Here is an 18,516-nt window from a genome sequence, read left to right as displayed (position 1 = left end):
CTTTTTCAGTGTTGTATAAAGTGATGCAGGACCAATAGTAACTTCATTATTAGTAAGATTCTCAATAGTTTTCATAATTAGGTATCCGTGCTTTTCCTCAATAACACTAGATAAAATATAAAAAGCAGAATCTGTTAGTTCCCCAATATCAATAGAATCTTTTCTTGGCATAAAATTCTCCTTTCTATTATATATCATTTATTGATATATCGTTAAATATAATATATCAATAAATGATATATATGTCAAATGTTTATCTACTGCCTTTTTTTATTTATATATCTTGTTTAATTATAAAAAAACACCCCAAGAAAGGCTTCTAATATAACCAATCCTGTAAGTGCTATCAAAACTTTTATCATTACATTTTAAAATTCAATTTTATTCAATAAAAAGGCTGAAAATACTATTTTGTACTTCTAGCCTTTTCTTCACATTATAACTAAATTGTTCGTTAGAGCTTGAATGCCGTGATGCCGAAAATTAATGATATTACTTCCAGGAATTGTGTAACTTTCGTTAAGAATTTATATTGTTTTTTCCAGAAAAAGAGCTAAAGCTTCGAAAGTCACTTCGTTCCCTCAGCTTCTTAACGCTCTTTTTCTTCCAAAAACAATTAAATTCTAAAACTTAATTACAATATTTCTTCCAATAATATCATTAATTTTTCTTTATCACTGGCTTTAAAGCTAAAAGATACAATCTCCTACGCAATCACCTTAAAAGTTAACGACTTTTTGCCATATTTTATATTATGAATTACTAATCTTTAAATAAACTAATAATAGTAATATACAAGTTAGCTATCATACCAGAAAAATTTGTAGCAGAAAACATTAACTATAAAGGCGGTGTTATAAGCAAACACATAGAAAAAGAAAAAATGAAATATTAATTTGGAGGGAACATTGAAATTGAGCCGTAGAATTTCACAGTTCCCGGAAAATAAATATTTCATTTTTTCGCTTCCACGTGGTGCGCAATATCTATCAAAGGTATTTGCTATCTTTCTTCCTTCATTACTTATGACAAGCCTCATACCTGCTACTAGCTGTGGAATCAAGTATTTAACTGATTTTTTATAATCCTTTATGCTTTTAGCCATTATAATCCCCGCTGGCTTTTCATCTAAAAGCGCAACCATAGTGAACGTCTGATTAGATAAACAGCTAGTTAGATATAACTTTGCCATTTTCTTTGCTACTTCTTTTGAGCAAAATAAGTCATACTGCCATGTATTCCTAATTATATCCTCAATATGAGGTGCATCCTCTTTTCTATATTCTCTAAAGTAAATACGTCAATTCATTCTACATCACTTCCATATTTCATTATTTACCAGAATAGTTTTTTGCTAATTCTCTAAAAAACTCCACATGCTTTAACTCATAATCTTTCTCCATAAAGTTTGGATCAGCACTAGTTTTTACTATTATAATATTTTTAGCTCTATTTACATAAATCCACTGACTGTATACACCAATTGCTAAAAATTCCCCCTCATTTCCATCTGGTATCCACCACTGATATCCATATCCAATAGCATTGTAGGAATCATTATTTGCACCTGGCTTTGCATAATCTGCACTTATGTCCATACTATCTTTTACCCACTCTTTAGGGATTATTTGTTCATTATTCACCATTCCATTATTTAAATATAGTCTAGCAAATCTTGCATAATCTCTAAGGGATATACTAAGTCCTCCCATTGCTAGTTCCTTATCATTACTTAATGTCCAAAATGCATTTTTTTCAACTCCAAGCTTTTTCCATAATTTTTCTTCCATAAATTCTGTTAAAGTATATCCAGTTGCATTTATAATAATTTCTCCAAGTATTTCTGTGTTTATACTTAAATACTTTCTTACAGTAAAAGGCTCTGCTTCAATACCTAGTTTAGATATAAGCTTCATTGCAGGAGTACCAAGTAATGTTCTCATTGAGTACTTACTCATATCCTTATCTTCATCAAAAGCTAGTCCAGATACCATTTGTAAACAAGCTTTTATTGGTATATTTTCAATTTTAGTATCTTTAAATTCTTTTATGTATTTTCCTATAGGTTCATCTATACTTTCTATATAGCCCTCATTTATAGCTATTCCCATTAATGCTGATACAAAGGATTTTCCCATGGAGTTTGAGGCAAACAATGTATTTTCATCTGCACCTAAATAGTATGATTCATGTTTTATTTTGTCATCCTTTATAACTATTAAACCAGAAGTTTTTGTATCTTTTAAATAATCCTCTACTAAAAACTCCTCTCCATTAAATTTAAATTCTAAAGGTAAATTATCCTCATCTTTGCTAAACCCATATATATTATCCCCCTTTTTTATCTCTCTAGTTGGCTGTATCTTGTATATGTTTTGAAAGGTATGTGCTAAATTTTCTTCCTTAAAGCTATTTAAAGATTTATATAGTAGTTTTATTTCCTTTCTATATATAAATGTGAAAACTACTGTGCTACATACTACTACAACTCCTATTAATGCAATAATTCTTTTCATAATCTTTTATTCTCCTTCTTTAATTAATAATTATATTTACACTTATATTTTTTTATATAAATCATTGAAATAACACCTGCTAAAAGCTCTGAAATAGGTACAGATAGCCAAAGTCCATTTATTCCAAAAATTGATGGCAATACTATAATTGCTGTAGATAAAAATACAAAGCTTCTTGAAAATGCAATTACAGCTGAAATCTTTCCATTTGACAGCGCTGTAAAAAGCATACTTGAAAATGTATTATATCCAACTAGTAATAAAGCTAATGAAAATAACTTGTTTCCACTTACTGCAATATTGTATGCACTAGACCATTGCTCTGTAAAAGCTCCAACTAAAACATTAGAACCTATAATAGCCAATATTGTTGTAACTATTGAAACACTTCCTATAAATCTAATACTTATTTTTCTTATTTTTTTAAGTTTTGAAGTTTCATTAGATCCATAAAAATAGCTAAGTAGTGGAGATACTCCTAGCATATACCCCATATATAGTGCACTCATTAATCCAAAAACATAAAATGTGATGGTACTAGCTGCAACTCCATCTGGACCTGCAATAGATAACATTTTAGCATTAAAAAGCATTATCACAATTCCACTAGCAAGGTTTGATGCAAATTCAGATACACCATTACTAAATGTTTTTAGTAAAACCCTTCCATCAAATTTTAATGATGAAAAATATAGAGTATCCTTTTTCTTTGTAAAGTTTAAAATAAGTATAATACATGGTATTAACATACCAATGCCACTAGAAATAGCAGCACCAGTCATCCCCATTTTAAGACCCTTTATAAGTATAAAGTCAAATAATATATTTATTGCTCCTCCAGATAATGAACTTATCATTGCAAGCTTAGGTCTACCTGAGCCAATTGTGAATATCTGTAAAATTGCAAACAGTATTTGAGGAATTATAAAAAAACTATATGAAAATAAATACTCTCTACAAAGCTCCATTACACTACTTTCTACATTAAATATTCCCACAAGAGATTTAGTAAACATCAAAAATACAAGGCTAAGTACTAATGCACTTCCTCCTGCAATAAGAGTTAGTGTTGTAAAATCTCTCCTTGCCTCATCTTTTTTACCTTCTCCCATTTTTTTCATTACTACAGCACTACCTCCTGATGCAAACAATGCACCAATTGCAATGAAAAAATTTAAGTAGGGTGATATAAGTGTTAATGCCGACAAGGCTACATCCCCTAAAATATTGGAAATAAACATACCATCTATCATAGAATAAGATGCTTGAATAAGTGTCATAACTATAGTAGGTATTACAATTGCTATAATTACCTTAAAGGTAATAGGGCTTGTATACACGCTTTCTTTATTCATTTGTTTCTCCTTTCTAACTTTATTTTCTTGTGCTACAATTAGTCTAAAGTATACAGTAACTGTAATGTCAACATAGGAGTTTTAAAATATGAAAAATAATCTTGCATTCTTTACAGCAGGTGAATTTGCTAATATTCACCAAATAAATAAAAGAACCTTGCACTACTATGATAGTGTTGGTATTTTTTCTCCAAAACATAAAGGAAATAACGGATATCGTTATTACACCTATGAACAAAGTATTGAACTTGAAAACATCTTAGCTTTAAAAGAGATAGGCATGTCCATAGAAGAATTACAGGCATATATGAATAAGCCCAATAAAGATGATTTTAGAAAAATATCAAAGGCAAAAATAAGTGAGATAGACAAAACAATAGATCGTCTAAAAAAACTAAAAATCATATTAAAGGAAAAGAGTACTATGCTTGACCTATGTGATGAGATATATGATGGAAAAATTGAGTTAGTACAGTTAAATGAAGAGTATTTGCTTATGACAGAGCTACCTTTAACCTTTGAAAATACTTCGAGCTTACTAAACAACTCGAAGGCAATTATGAATCATCTAAAATCTTCATGTGAATTTAATAATTATAAGAAAAGCTGTGGAAGCTACATTTCTATTGAAAAGATAAACTCTAGAAACTTTGAAGAGTATGATGGTGTTTTTACTAAGGTTGATAGAAAGAAACCCTCCCTATTTATAAAACCAAGTGGGAAGTATCTTCGTGGATTTTCAATAGGTGACTGGGATAAGATACCTCATCTTTATGAAAAAATGCTCTCATTTGTAGATGAAAACAACCTAACTCTATCTGGCTACGCCTTTGAGTGTGGACTAAATGAATTTGCCATATCAAATGAAGATGAGTATGTAACTCAAATTGAAATTTTATGTCACCATCACCTATAATAAAACAAGTCCTATTCACTAAACACTAGTGCATAGAACTTGTTTTTATTACTAGATTCAAATTTAACTATTCGATAAATTCTTATATAAAAATCATAGCTTGTACTCCTCAACAAATTCCTATATATCCAGTAGTTTAAAAATCAAACTACCCCGACTTATAATACATTTCTTAATCATTTTACACCTCCATTATACCATAATATACCATTTTAACTAAATATATCAATAAACTTTATTCTTATATTGTAAATAAAAACTACTACTTATATATGAATATAAGTAATAGCCTTAATATTCTATAATCCTATTCTATTTTTACAATATTAGTAAAAACCTCATTTACTTATGATACGGTTCTCCGTAACAGTAATAAGTGAGGTTTTTTGATATCTAGAGTTTAATATAATAATTAACTTATTTATTATTTCTCTTTTTACTATTTTTATGACTTTCAAATCCTCTATATGTAATATCTTTTGCTGAAAAATCAAAGTGACCTTTCTTTATATTAATATTAATATTCACCTCTTCACCAATTAAGCTTTCAAAGTCTTTTTTCATAAAATAAGATATTTTTTTCGCCTCTTCATAAAAGCTAATATTTATCCTTAATTCATTCAAAAAAACTTTACATGGTATTACATCAGATATGTATATATTGAATTCTTTACCAAATTCAAAATCAAGATTATTATATTTTTTTATTTGTTCTTGTCTATACGCTATCCACTCACAAAGTTTATCACTTGAAAAATGATACAAAAAGTTTCTACTGGTATTAAAATTATCAATTATTTCTTTTCTTTCTTTATTATAATTAAATTTAACTCCTTTTATATTCTTATTACGTATAATATCTAAATAATTATTGTATGATATAGAAATCTTATCTTTACTAAAATCACCAATTACATTAATCATTTCATTTTTTATTAAATTTATTGATGAGTTAAATAATTTAAACTCATAAAAATTAATATCAAAATCAACATTTCTATTATCTGTAATAAAATTTATTATATCTTCAATATCATTAATTTTAATATTATTTTTTTCTAACTCATGTTTTAAATAATTAATATTTTCTTTGATTAAGTTCAAATAAATATTCTTCTTCTTTTCAAAATATTCAATAACATGTCCTAAATATAGAATGCAATCTTGTTTATCATTTATTTCAAATTTAATCTTATTATTTTGGGTTAATACTCTTCCCATAAAATCCTCCATTATTACTTATATTATCTTTTAAATATTATCATTTTTAACTTAAAATTTTTATCTAATTATGTCGAATCAGTTTTTTATATAGTAATATCTAAATTCAATATATTTCTACTAATATTTCTTAACATAAAAGAAGAAGGAGTACCCTTTATAGATACTCCTTCTTCATTGCTTAAATAATTTATTAAGTTATAATATAATTTAATTTAATTTAAATTGAATAAATCTCTCTTAGCTCATTGATAGTTATTTCAGAAATTATCATATGTAATAGCTTCTTCTGTTGCTCTCTTGTTGAGCTTTCAGTTAATACCTTACTAAAGTTCTCTAATATGCTCTTTATGAATTCATAAATGCACTCTCTTCTGAATACTTATAAGTTTCTTCATATATTTATTAATTTTAATAACCAATTGTACCATCCTCATAAATATATCCATTCTCTATTGTTCCCGTTCCACCTGCTTCATGCATTTCTACATCCGTAAGTCTATAGGCATAGTATTTTAAGCCTTTCTCTTGATTAACTTCTTGGTCCCAAAGCGATATCCAAATAACTTCTTTTCCATTTTTCCCAAAGCTAAATCTGCCATTATCTTCAATGATGTCAAATGAAGCGTAAAACGGTTGATTTTCTACTAAAATTTCTACTGCTCTTCTTTTATCAAATTTATTTTCCTCAGCTTTTCTTTTTTCTTCTTCTAATCTTCTAGTCTCCTCAGCTAAACGTGCTTCTTCCTTCGCCTTTTTTTGAGCCTCAATTTCAGCTAATTCAGTATCTATTCTAGTCTTTAATTCATTTGCCTCTGCCTTTTGCTCATCATTTAATGAACTTTTATTTATTTCTTCAAATAAAGCACTTGCTTCATCATATTTTTTTTCATCAACTAAACCTAATAATTTAGTTAAATTACTATCTATTAATTCAATTTCTTTAATCTTATTCTCAACTTGTTGTTTTAAGGCATCAATATCATCTTTAATCATATAATTTACATATTCATCATTTATTTCATCTAATAACTTTTTAGCTTCATCAACATTATTCTCTTCAAATGATTTTTTAGCTTTCTGATAACTATCTACTATACTATATAATTTTTTTCCTTCTTCATTATCACTATCTTCATCTAATACTGTTTGTAATGATGTAAGTGCTTTATCATAATCCTTACTTTCAATTGATAATTTAGCTTCTTCAATAGATTTCTTTACTATACTATTTTCACATCCTACAAGTGCTAAAACTAGTACCAATACCATAAATATTGTTAATTTCTTCTTCATAATAATCCTCCATTATTTCTTAAATATATTTTATATATTATCATTTTATTATCAAAAATTTTGTCTAAATTTGTCTAGATATAGTTATTTTTATATAACAATATCTAAATTCAATACACTCATTCCAATATTTCGTAACATAAAAGAAGAAGGAGCATCCTTTATAGATACTCCTTCTTCTTTACTTATATAATCTACTAACTTATCATTTATAGTTAAGTTTATTGAGTCAACTTCTCTTAACTCGTTAATTGTTATCTTAGAAATTATCATATGTAATAACTTCTTCTTCTGCTCTCTTGACTCTTTACTGTTTAATAACTTACTGAAATTATCTAGTACACTTTTAATGAACTCATAAGATATTTCTTCACTTACATCATCAGCTAATGTAACTAATAGAGGTTCTTTTGACTCTTGTAATACTTTAGCTCTTTGATTTAGCTCATCCTTCCTAGTTAGAAATTCTTCTCTTGTTATTATGTCATCTTCGTATGCATCAAAAATCTTTCTCTTTTTCTTATCTATGTTTTCTAGTTCCTTATCTATTCTTTCTAGCTCATTTTTACTTGGGTCTACTCTCTTTATTCTTTCCTTATTTATATTTCTTACTATTGATTTAATCATCTCATCATTAGATAAAACACTTGAAAGTTTATTAAACACATACTCATTAGCTTTCTCTACTCTTATAGTATTAGAATTACATATACTTGTACCTTGATTTTTCCATGCTCCACAACAATAATAAGCTATTCTTTTCTTAGTTCCATCAGCTAGTACATTAGTAGTTCTTGAAATTACCATACCAGCTCCACACTTAGGACACTTTAATATTCCTGTTAACGGATAGAATCCATCATAGACTCTTAAAGGTTTACCAGATTTAGCTTGAAGCATTACTTGAACTTTATCCCATGTATCATTATCAATTATAGCTTTATGAATTCCATCTGCCACTATTGGCTCTGGATTTATATTCCTTCTACGTTTTTCACTCCAATTCTGTCTAACATTGTATCTAACTTTTCCTATGTATACTGGATTCATTAAGATATCTCTAATTGAACCTTGTGAAAAATTGTTACCTTTCTTAGTCTTACACCCTAACTTATTTAATTTATTAGTAATTGCCTTATATCCTTTTCCACTAGCATACTCATTAAATATTATCCTTACTATTTCAGCTTCTTCCTTATTTATTTCTAGTCTTGACTTTCTCCTTTTATTGTTTTCTGTACCTTCCATTGGTACTAAATCATAGCCTAGCACACGGTTACCACACCATTCTCCAGCTCTAGCTTTAGCACACATGGAAACCTTTACATTTTGAGAGATTGTCCCACGCTCAAACTCCCCAATCATTGCCATCATCTGCATTTGCATTCTTCCTACATGTGTAGTAGTTTCAAATGGCTCTGAATAAGACTTAAATGTAACATTATTTTTTTCTAGTAAATCCATTATTTTAAGTACATCTGCTAACCTTCTGCTGATACGATTTAACTTCCAACTAACTACCATATCTACTTTTCTATCTTCTACATCTTTCAATAATGCTTTTAATGCTGGTCTATTCTTAATATTTTTACCACTTATACCTCTATCTGAATAGCAGTTAAAGACTTCTAATCCATTCTTGTTGCACCAATCTATGAGCAATCTTTCTTGCTCATCTATACTATACCAAGTTTCTGCCTGTTCACTAGTGCTTACACGAGTGTATATCCCAATTCTCGGAACTCTATTAATCCTTCTTATCAATTCCTGTATAGAATTATCCATTGTTACATAATTATTAATCATACTCTCTTCCTCCATTATTATTTATTATCTATCAAATTTATAATATATACTTATCATCTTACTTTATAACGGTAAATACCATTACTATTGTCATTTCAATAATAATGATATTTCCCATCATTAATTAATCTCTCCAAGTGTAGAAGTTACATAGTAATTTAAAATTATCTATTTTAACATTAATTAATTTATTCCTTATGCTATTTACCATAATTCTAATATGTTCTTGGATTTCACTTACTGTTCTTATGAATGTAGTTTCACCTGTAAAATAATCCATACTAATTTTCTTTTCCGTTATCTTAACATTACTTATACATGAGTTAAATTCCATATGTAATTCATCTAGTGATACCTCTTCTGTAATAGCTTCAATTGGAACTATTATTGTATATGTATCTATTGCCATCTCACCTTCTCCTTTTTCATTTTCTTTAATATCAATATCAAAGTTTATTAATACATTTTCTTTAATTGTTTCATTTATCATGTTTATCTTCTCCTTTTGCTCTAACTACTTTCTTCTATTTTCATAATATTTATCTCTAGTTTCTTGATTATTTATATATGTGCTTATTTTACTGTCTAGATTTATTATTGGATTTACTTTCACATATAAAGTTAATTATTATTTCTGATAGTAAATCTATTATTTCATTACTCTTATTATTGGAACTCATTATTTTCTCTCCTTTGTATATGGTTATGTAATTTCCCGTTTTCCCGGAATCCCGTAGTTTTTCTATAGCTACCTAAAATTTATTAATATAATTAACAGGTTCAGCTTTTATTTTATATATAACTATTACCTTTAACGGGATTACGGGTTTTACGGGATTAGATTTAATTAATTATCTATTAAAAATTTATCTAAATACTCTTTAGGTACTTTTAGAATATATGTTGTATCATCTAATTTCTTTGGTAACTCTTCCTTCTCTAATGAATTTTTTCTTAGTTCTTGCTCTTCACTATCGAAGAGTCTGAATCTCTTAGTTGTTCTATCATTTTCAGTATCTAAATAATTAGAGTTTTTCCATTCTTTTACCACTACTTTAGGTTCTCCATACCCTAAATCTCTCAAGTTCTTTTCTAAAACATTCTTTAGAATTGAAACTTCATAGTAATCTTCTTTGAAGTTAATATTTCCCCAACAGATATTATTTTTAATTGATATATTATTTATTTTGAAATTGCCTTTATTCTCAATGATTTTTTGTATTATCTGATTGAATGCCTTTGCTCCAATATCTCTTTCAAGCATATTTTTCTCTTCATTCTCAACTAAAAACTTAAGTATACTATCTAAGTCTAAATCAATTCTTATAGAATCATTTATTATTTCTCCAGTAACAAGTATTATTGCCAACTTATTTGCAATCCTATCTCTAAACTTATTTTTGGGAAGTATCTCTTTTAGCTTAGTTATCCATTTATTAAGTAAAGCTTGTACCCCTTCTTCCTTTAAGTCCTTTACTTTTCTTACTATTGATTCTGCTCCTACTCCGTAATTATTAAGAATTACTCTCTTTATTTCCTCTGCATTTTCAGCAGATTTAGTCCATTGAATATTAGCAAATTCAATTGCTCTAATTGATAATCCAGCATTTTTATTAGTTCTTTCAAGAATAGATTGCTCTCCTGTAGAAATTATTACAGTTGACCACTCTACTTGTTCTCTTTGTGTAATTGAATCATTTAATCTAGCTTTATCTTTTCCACTAACCATTGAGTAAATCATACTTGTAAAGTCATTTTCTCTACTCATTGATAATTCATCAAAAACTACTGGAATTCCAAAATTACCTCCTAAAGAATTCATTATCGCATTATTTGTACCATTCCAAAGTCTTATAAGTCCTTTATTCTTAGTACTAGGATTACCCATTAACGAAACTGCTGTCATTACACCAGTTGTTTTACCTTGTGTACTGTTTCCATATATATGTATTAATAAACTTTCCATTTCTCCATCTGTTCTAGCCAACTTCCCAACAACTACCGAAGCCGTTGCCATACAAATTAATGCTTCTAATTGAATATTACCCTTTATGTGTTTTCTATACATATTTACCCAACTTTGCAAATAACCTTTATGTCGTAAATCATAGTCTGAAATTTCTACATCACATATAGCTATCTCATCTTCATCATTAGTTATTGTCCTATCATGTCTAAAAATAAATTCATCATTAAAATTTATAGCTTTATGCCATCCCACATTTTTGTAAACATTAATACAAGGGGCAGTTTTCACTTGCAAACTCAAAAATTCTGATATTAACTTTCTATTGGCATATGGGATATCAAATCCATTAATAACTTTCTTTGATAATTCATTAGGTAGAATAACGCTCATAGGACACTTAATCTCATTAAAATTATCATCAAACTTATATAATACATTTGTATATACTTCTTTAGTATCGATATTATAAACCTTATCTTTGATATAAACTCCATCAGAAATTTTTTTCTCTTTTATTTCTCCTGATTTCTTGTCAGTATATTTAAAATATATGCCGTGTCGGTCATATCTAAAATTTCCTATTAAAATACTCTCCTCATTTTCTAACCTTTCCTCCAAATTAATATACTTTTTTTGACTTTTAATTCTATCTGTATCTACAATGCTCTGCTCTTCATCAAGCTCCTGTTCCGTTTCTAAATCATCATATTTTATTATAGTTTTTTTATATGTAACTTTGGGTGCTGGTCTTCTTTGTCTTAATCTTGCTACATCTGACACTTCTATCTCTCCTTTTTATATAAGATGACTTAGAAAAAAACTAAGCCATCTTATAATTAATAAAACTTTCTTTCTACTATATTTGCATAAACATTTCCCTTATCATCAGCATTATGCTTAATAGCTAATACACATTTCTTACCTATTAGTTCTTCAATATTTATCTCATCAGGAATATCACCTTTGTACACATCATTTAAGAATTTGAAACATTTAGAGTTTTTTGCTTGAGATATCATTATATTTTCCTTTTTTGTTTGCTTTGTGGTATCATCATCAAGCTCATATGTTACTTCAAGAAAATCTCTAAACCCCCAATCTGTTTTCTTATCTCTTAAATAAATTATTCTTCGTATTATTGATTCATAATTGCCTTCATTTAAATTAGGCATAGTTTTAGTTGTTCCTAATATTCCTTTATTGTCTCTAAAAATCATTTATAATTTCCTCCTTTTACTTACACCAATTATCACTTATTGAAATATCAACAATAATTGGGATATCATTAATAATTTTTTTCATTCCATTAATCATGCAACATTTCAAAATATCTTTTGCTTCCATTGCTTCCTCTTCTGCTACCTCTATAACAACCTCATCATGAACTACAGCTACTAACTTCCAAGAACTCTTCATATTACATACAAGTAATGCTAAAGCTTCTTTTAATCCCTCTGCTGCTGAACCTTGAATTGGAATATTCAATCTTTGAGTCATTGACAAAGCTCTTCCTTCCCAATACCTTCCTCCTAAACTCATGATTCCATTTGCTCTTAGTAATTTATCTTGAAGCTCTTTTACCTTTGGATATCCTTTAAGAAACTCAACTCTATATTTCTCTGCTTCTCCTAATGATATATGTATACCAAATTTTCTTAGATTTTTTTGGATACCATAAGCTGTAATTCCATAGCATATACCAAAATTAAGACTCTTTCCTACTTGCCTTTCTTCCTTGGTAACTTCTTCTATAGGTTTATTGAAAACTAAACTAGCTGTACCTGCATGAAGGTCAACACCCTCATTAAAGTAACTAATTAAAGTTTCATCTCTAGAAATATTTGCAAGAACCCTAAGCTCCACTTGTGAATAATCAGCACATATTAGCTTATTTCCTTTTTCTGCAACAAAGAATTCTCTACTACTACTAGGCATAGCTTGAAGTGGAGGATTTTTACAAGACATTCTTCCAGAAGTAGCTCCTATTAGCCACCATGAACCTCTAATTCTTCCATCCTCACATAAAAACGTTTTCATTTTGTCGCCATAAGTCTTTATCTTAGTCTTTAACCTTCTGTACTTTCTTAAAAGCTTTATCACTTCATGGTCATCTGAATATTTAGCTAATTCATCATCAGATGTTGAATGTAGCTTAATTCCATATTCATATAAAGCTTCAATTAACTGCTTTGGAGAGTTTAGATTTAATTCCTCTAAACCTAATATTGCCCTTACTTCTTTCTGAATTTCATCACAAAGTTCTCTATCATAGTCTAATACTTTATTCCACTGGTCAAAGTTCATCTTTATACCATTTAGCTCTAACATTACTATAGAAGGTAAAGCTCTTCTTTCTCTTTCATAAGTTTCCAATAGATTTCTCTTAACTAATTCGTCTAAAAGCCTATAGTATAACAATCTTGTGTTAGTAACATCATTAATAGCATAATCAATATGCTCTTGAGTTAATTTATCATCACTCCAGTTGTCACTATTTTGCATAGATTTATCCATCTCAATCCCAAGATATTTATTAGTTAATGCTTTAAGACTCAATTCCTTTTCTCCTAATACTTGAGCCATAACTAAAGTACATGAGTAGTTATTTACCTCATATCCATTATGTATAAAGAATTCTACATCAAACTTGGCATTATGAAAAACTTTAAGTATATCTTTATTCTTTAGAATTTCTCTCAATTCATCATCTACCATAGTTGTAGTAACTACTTCACTATTGCCATCAGAAAAGGCTATTAATCTTATTACACCATTCATAAAGTGTAGTGAACTAGTTTCAATGTCAATGAAAACAACTTTTAACTTTGTCATAAGATTTCTCTCCTTAGATGCTTGTTATTAAATTTTTAAAGAACAAGTTATTCTTAACAACCCAAAAACATTTATTTTTTTATTGGGTTGCTATGTGTATATATTACTATGACAATTAAATATAAAAAATGTTAAAAAAAATCATAAGAACAAAAAAAGTTAACATTTACTTTTTTCTATTCTTATGATATAATTAAAATTTTTATTTATTAATATGGTAGAATAAGACTATCTTCTATTATTTTATCAATCTCTTCTCTTTGCCTTTTTAAGTAATTCTTTATTTCATTCATTTTTTCCACTTTTTCTTTATATGGATATCCATGTATCGATATTTTTATCCTTTCAACTTCCGATTCAAATTCATTTAAAATTTCATTATATTGCTCTGCTCTCACCTCCATTAACTTATACTCTATAAAATTACCTATTTCTTCATCCTTATGAAATTCTGACAAAGCTTTCAAAACTGTAATCATCTCTTCGGTAGTAAAATCTTTTTTTACATATGGTATAAATATTCTATCTTCTTCCTTTTGCATGCTTTCTATTATCCTACAATATCTTCCCATTAATACTTTTATATCTTGGTCCATATAAATTAGTTTATATGCCCTAATATACTTATCTATATTTTTATCTGTAATAATATTGCTTCCAAATAAAGTGTCTAATATTTTTTTTATTCTTCTCCCTAATTCATATTGACTCTCCCAGGTATAATGTTTATCATCTACTCCAGTTACTTTTTCCACCAAATCTTTCACTGTATATTTTTTCATTTTTATCCCTACTTTCTATATTATTTTAAATTTAAAATATTATAATAATTATTATCTAAAAATTGCTTAAATAAAAAATTAAAACACTTAGACAATTATACATTAAAATAAAAAAAAGAGGTTTCCCTCTTTTTTAATCTAATCTTCTTATTGAACCATCTGAATATACTCTATAAGCATCATTTAATTCATCTAACTCTATTATGTAAACTCCTACAGTATAATATTTTCTTCCCTCTTCATCATATTGTGGTGTCTTATCAACTTCTACTCTAAGTGTATCTAAACCAGTTCTAAGACTATACTCTTCTGCATACTCAATTGCTTTTTCTACAGTAAATTCTTCATCTTGTTTCTTTATCTCTTCTTCCCTTTGACTCTTTTTTTGTCCATAATATAAATCTCTAGCTTGATTCTCTAACTCCATCATAGTATTCTTATCTTTTTGACTTACTTTTTGCCAATCTGGAGTCTCCTTACTTAACTCCATAGCTTCCTCATATCTCTCTTCATCAATCAACCTTTGTACCTCATCAATTTTTTCTTTAAATTCTTCTCTAGTATTTTTTACATCTAATAATTCTTCTTTTAAATTATCTATTTTTTCTCTTGTTGCCTCATAGTCTCTATAGCTTTTATCAATTTTATCTAACATTTCTTCTGCCCACTCTATATTATCATATAATTTAATCTTATTAGAAACTAACTCATATCCATGAGATATACTCCATAACTTCTTAAACTCTCTGTTATTAGTTTCTCCTGCTTTATCCCTAAGTACATTTTCAGCTTCACTTATCTCTCCATTATTTAAGTACTCTTTAGCCTTATTTATAATAACTTTTACTTCATTATTAGATTTACCTATTGATCCAATTAATATGAAAGCTACTATTGCTACTATTCCTATTATTATCTTATTGCCCCTCTTCAATTTTGGTATCTCCTTCAACCTTTTTAGATTTAAATTTCTGATAAATAAATATCACAGTAGCAATTACTGCTCCTACTTTTATTAAAAACCATAAAACTGAAAAGAATCTTAGTATTATTCCAGAAAACCAATTGGTTATAAATGCTCCTACAACACAACATACTAGCCATTCTCCAACCATTGCACCAAATCCTAGATACCATATTTCAAATATCGTATTTATCAATGCAAATATTCCTGTTCCTATTATTATTGTTGCTATTACTGCAATAGCTGTAGTTATTCCTCCCGCATCAAAAATATTCATTGTTATTCATCTCCTTTTACTACTATTTCATTTTTATTTATTATTGCTTGTACCCATCTTTCTGAGTAGTCAAGTTCTTTTGCTAACCTTCTCACATTATTACCATCATAATTTTCTTTTATGTACCTAATTACATATTCTTTTGAGTACAATCTTTTAGGAAAATTAAATTGTTGTCCACCAAACTTATTATGTATCTCTCTTACAATATCCTCACCTATACTTTCGAAGATAGTAGCATATACCCCATTAAAATCTTCTTTACTCATATCCATATATTAACTTCACCTCCTTTTTTTAATGATAACTACTTTTGAATGATTATTCATGCGAATACTTCATTGAAAATTTCATTGAAAAACCTTCCTTAACTCCTTTCTTAAATTTATCTATAAAATAGAAAGAGTTAATGCTTCCTTAATTAGAAACATTAACTCTTTAATCAAATTTATAATATATATTTGACTACATCAGTTAAAACAGTTGATTTACTATTTCTTTGTTGTTTTTATTTTGAGTGTTATTATTTATTCTCACTTTCTGAAATCTCTGTTTTCTGATGTACTATTGTTGTTTTTTCGTATCTTTCTCTTTATTGATACATTATATTTTTATCTACTTCTATTGTTATGATTTTATATTTTATCTATTCTTATTATTTATTATTACTTATAACATCTTAATCGTTATATATACTTTTTTATTGTTACATTATTTTTATATGTAATTCTATTATTATTTTATTATCTATTGTGATTTCTTACACTTTCTTAATTCTATCTATATCAATTGGTATAGTTATTATATCTTCTTATTAATCTCTTCTTTTTTCTTACTTTTATTTTTACTCTTATTATTGATTCTTAATTTCTTACATATTTGTTTTTCTATGTATTTATCTTGTTGATAAATTATATTTATATCTATTTCAATTCTTATTTCATTATAAGGCTTTAGCCCCCCTATCCCCCCGTTACTCTTTCCAAGTCCCAAGTCCTTAGTTCCTATTCCCTAGTTCCAAGTTTCATTATTTTTATGTTTTATTATTTCAATTCTTTTTATTTTTGAGTGAATTTATATTTTTCTTGTACATATTATATGTTATGACTTATCCTTGATTTCAAGTGGAATTATTGAGCCTAGGATTTCCTACGACTTCAACATCTCATAGTCTTTCATGCCTTGTTATCCTAGCTTGTATAGTTATGAAGCTATTATTTACTGATTTATCTTTATTACTTACCATCTTATTTAGAAAACATTCAATTTATCCTCTCTTCGCAGTTTTTCATTCCTATCGCTACATTTCTTCACCTTTTCTAAAATCTCTGTTTTCTGATGTGTTATCGTTGCTTTTTAGATGTAGTTAGATTGATTGTAGTTACAATTTTTCTCTTTATCCTGTTTTTCAAGATAAATTACATCTTTACTTAGACTTCTTCTATTCTTTCTCCTCAATCTTATTCCTACTGAAAATATCGTCACTATCGTTACATCAACACTACTATTACAACGATATTTTCTAGTAGTTTATTATTGTTATAAAAAAAATTAGCTTATTGTTTTAATATCATCACAATTAATTTATTATTTTATTTATTGTGATGATATTATATTTCATACTACTTATTACTTGTTGATTCTATTGTTGTAGCTACAACTGTTAGTATTGTTCCAACTACTTTTATTACTGTTATAATATCCATAACCTTCTCCTCCTATCTCTTATACGTGTATATGTACGAGTAACTATCTTTTACAGGTATTAACTTTATTACATACTTACCTTCTTCAAGCTCTATATATACCAGAGTTTCTTTATCATAACCTGTACCATTACATAGCTCTACAACTTTATTGAATTCTTTTATCAATGTGAATAAAATACTTTTCTTTACTTAGCTTATTTATCATTTACTTGAACCTCCTTCAATTAGTATTCTGATGGAAAAAGCATTGTAGAATATTCTCCACTATCTATTACATAAACTTTAATCTCATCATCTATCTGAATATCTTCTAGCTCTATTTCATATGTGCATGAATATTCAGGAACTTCTTGACTTTGATTTATTACAATCTTATTACCATCTTTTCTTATCTTGAAAACCTGTAAGTAATCCAGTTCAACACTTTCTTCATCCTTTAGCTTATCAATCATGCTCCACATTATAAGTTGTAATCTTACATCTACTTCCTCATTTACACCTCTAGTTACATATCTATTGTCTTTCTTGAACATCTTTAGTTCTCTCCTTATTATTAGTTTTCATCTTTATCTAAAAAGTAAAAAGGTTATATCTTATTAACTAAGATATAACCTCTTAACAATCTATTTCAGAATATAAATATTTATTATATTCATCTTCATATATGGTTTCTGGATCAAGTCCTAATAGCTCTTCAATATTGCTTCCTCTAATTAAGTTATCTATTACATTTTCTTTACTTGTTTGCTCTATCCAATATTCAACTAGTGAGTCCTTATCTATTAAGGAATCAACATAAATCGCATCATCAAGTAGTTCATCTAATAACCTTCTTGCAACATCTTTTAGATTAGCTGAACTTTTATAAATTAT

18 protein-coding genes and 1 pseudogene are annotated in these 18,516 nt (G+C 27.7%); 1 reads left to right on the top strand and 18 read right to left on the bottom strand.

The features are described 5' to 3' along the window. The 4 genes from Q0Y03_RS13055 to Q0Y03_RS13040 all read right to left on the bottom strand — a co-directional run. Positions 1–171 (bottom strand): PadR family transcriptional regulator (locus Q0Y03_RS13055; protein ID WP_297714248.1); only part of this gene is annotated, 171 nt, incomplete at its 3' end. A gap of 628 nt (positions 172–799) precedes the next feature. Further along, complete coding sequence (locus tag Q0Y03_RS13050) at positions 800–1,105, bottom strand: hypothetical protein (RefSeq protein WP_297714246.1); 306 nt, start codon at positions 1,103–1,105, stop codon at positions 800–802. Positions 1,106–1,331: 226 nt separating this feature from the next. After that, positions 1,332–2,516, bottom strand: a complete 1,185-nt coding sequence (locus Q0Y03_RS13045; protein WP_297714245.1) for a serine hydrolase — start codon at positions 2,514–2,516, stop codon at positions 1,332–1,334. Between the two features lie 23 nt (positions 2,517–2,539). After that, the gene (locus tag Q0Y03_RS13040; RefSeq protein ID WP_297714244.1) at positions 2,540–3,871 is read right to left on the bottom strand and encodes an MATE family efflux transporter; all 1,332 of its coding nucleotides are present in this window, start codon (positions 3,869–3,871) and stop codon (positions 2,540–2,542) included. A gap of 88 nt (positions 3,872–3,959) precedes the next feature. Between Q0Y03_RS13040 and Q0Y03_RS13035 the strand changes: the two genes are divergently transcribed. Continuing rightward, positions 3,960–4,787 carry a MerR family transcriptional regulator gene (locus tag Q0Y03_RS13035; RefSeq protein WP_297714243.1) on the top strand — a complete coding sequence of 276 codons (828 nt, stop codon included), beginning with the start codon at positions 3,960–3,962 and terminating at the stop codon, positions 4,785–4,787. Positions 4,788–5,204: 417 nt separating this feature from the next. On the opposite strand, the gene Q0Y03_RS13030 is transcribed toward Q0Y03_RS13035, so the two are convergent. The 14 genes and pseudogenes from Q0Y03_RS13030 to Q0Y03_RS12965 all read right to left on the bottom strand — a co-directional run. Further along, positions 5,205–6,008: a hypothetical protein gene (locus Q0Y03_RS13030; protein ID WP_297714242.1), complete on the bottom strand. Its 804-nt coding sequence runs from the start codon at positions 6,006–6,008 to the stop codon at positions 5,205–5,207. 411 nt (positions 6,009–6,419) lie between these two features. Further along, on the bottom strand, positions 6,420–7,304 hold the full coding sequence (locus Q0Y03_RS13025; protein ID WP_297714241.1) for a hypothetical protein: 885 nt from the start codon (positions 7,302–7,304) through the stop codon (positions 6,420–6,422). A gap of 90 nt (positions 7,305–7,394) precedes the next feature. Continuing rightward, entirely contained in the window at positions 7,395–9,110 is a 1,716-nt protein-coding gene (locus tag Q0Y03_RS13020; RefSeq protein ID WP_363318747.1) for a recombinase family protein, read from the bottom strand. A gap of 124 nt (positions 9,111–9,234) precedes the next feature. Then, positions 9,235–9,600, bottom strand: a complete 366-nt coding sequence (locus tag Q0Y03_RS13015; RefSeq protein ID WP_297714240.1) for a hypothetical protein — start codon at positions 9,598–9,600, stop codon at positions 9,235–9,237. Positions 9,601–9,957: 357 nt separating this feature from the next. Next, positions 9,958–11,859, bottom strand: a complete 1,902-nt coding sequence (locus Q0Y03_RS13010) for a DUF927 domain-containing protein (RefSeq protein WP_297714239.1) — start codon at positions 11,857–11,859, stop codon at positions 9,958–9,960. A gap of 56 nt (positions 11,860–11,915) precedes the next feature. Next, positions 11,916–12,296, bottom strand: coding sequence for a hypothetical protein (locus Q0Y03_RS13005; protein ID WP_297714237.1), 381 nt, complete (start codon positions 12,294–12,296; stop codon positions 11,916–11,918). A 16-nt stretch (positions 12,297–12,312) separates the two neighbouring features. Next, on the bottom strand, positions 12,313–13,911 hold the full coding sequence (locus tag Q0Y03_RS13000) for a DNA polymerase (protein WP_297714235.1): 1,599 nt from the start codon (positions 13,909–13,911) through the stop codon (positions 12,313–12,315). Positions 13,912–14,120: 209 nt separating this feature from the next. After that, entirely contained in the window at positions 14,121–14,693 is a 573-nt protein-coding gene (locus tag Q0Y03_RS12995) for a hypothetical protein (RefSeq protein ID WP_297714234.1), read from the bottom strand. Between the two features lie 133 nt (positions 14,694–14,826). After that, a complete protein-coding gene (locus Q0Y03_RS12990; protein WP_297714233.1) occupies positions 14,827–15,627 on the bottom strand; it encodes a hypothetical protein in 801 nt (266 codons plus the stop codon). Beyond that, positions 15,611–15,934 (bottom strand): hypothetical protein, encoded by a 324-nt coding sequence (locus tag Q0Y03_RS12985; protein WP_297714232.1) that lies wholly within the window; start codon positions 15,932–15,934, stop codon positions 15,611–15,613. The genes Q0Y03_RS12990 and Q0Y03_RS12985 overlap by 17 nt, the downstream gene beginning before the upstream one ends. A 2-nt stretch (positions 15,935–15,936) precedes the next feature. Next, on the bottom strand, positions 15,937–16,209 hold the full coding sequence (locus Q0Y03_RS12980) for a Mor transcription activator family protein (RefSeq protein WP_297714231.1): 273 nt from the start codon (positions 16,207–16,209) through the stop codon (positions 15,937–15,939). A gap of 526 nt (positions 16,210–16,735) precedes the next feature. Then, entirely contained in the window at positions 16,736–16,927 is a 192-nt protein-coding gene (locus Q0Y03_RS12975) for a hypothetical protein (protein WP_297714230.1), read from the bottom strand. 940 nt (positions 16,928–17,867) lie between these two features. Beyond that, on the bottom strand, positions 17,868–18,176 hold the full coding sequence (locus Q0Y03_RS12970; RefSeq protein WP_297714229.1) for a DUF960 family protein: 309 nt from the start codon (positions 18,174–18,176) through the stop codon (positions 17,868–17,870). A gap of 82 nt (positions 18,177–18,258) precedes the next feature. After that, a pseudogene (locus Q0Y03_RS12965) lies at positions 18,259–18,516 on the bottom strand (hypothetical protein); the annotation flags it as partial.

The sequence above is a fragment of the Clostridium sp. genome, assembly GCF_026168755.1.
GTDB lineage: Bacteria > Bacillota > Clostridia > Clostridiales > Clostridiaceae > Clostridium.
Note: the sequence above shows the minus strand (reverse complement) of the source record. Positions and strands in the feature narration are given on the sequence as shown.